This window comes from Marinicauda pacifica (assembly GCF_004793635.1).
GTDB classification, from domain to species: Bacteria; Pseudomonadota; Alphaproteobacteria; order Caulobacterales; family Maricaulaceae; genus Marinicauda; species Marinicauda pacifica.
Window position 1 is genome coordinate 1 of record NZ_SRXV01000034.1, and the last position, 323, is coordinate 323.

At 64.4% G+C, this 323-nt stretch carries 1 pseudogene; it reads right to left on the reverse strand.

What is annotated here, in order from left to right:
• Window positions 1–205, reverse strand: a pseudogene (locus E5162_RS14300) (GAF domain-containing protein); the annotation flags it as partial.
• Window positions 206–323 lie beyond the last annotated feature (118 nt).

Sequence of the window (323 nt, forward strand, 5' to 3'; positions counted from 1 at the left end):
CTTGCGGTTTTGCCGGGTCGACCTGGTAGAATCCGGTCCAGAAATAGCGCGGAGCAAAGGCGTGGGAGAGCAAGCAAGCGGCGGTAGCAAAGCGCGCCGTCTCGCTGGTTTCTCCCGCCACGACGCTTGCGATCCCCTTGTGGAGGCGCGCGTAAGCTTCAGCCCGGCTTTCGCCTTCAGGCGCTGTGCTCATCGCTTCGGCCATCGATCTCATCCCTTCGCTGCGGTTCAGCGTAGGTAAGCGCTGACGCGAGCGAGAGCAAGGGGGGAGATGCACGCGCGAGCGCTGAAAGAGCGCCGCGCTACGTGCGGAACCGGCAGGA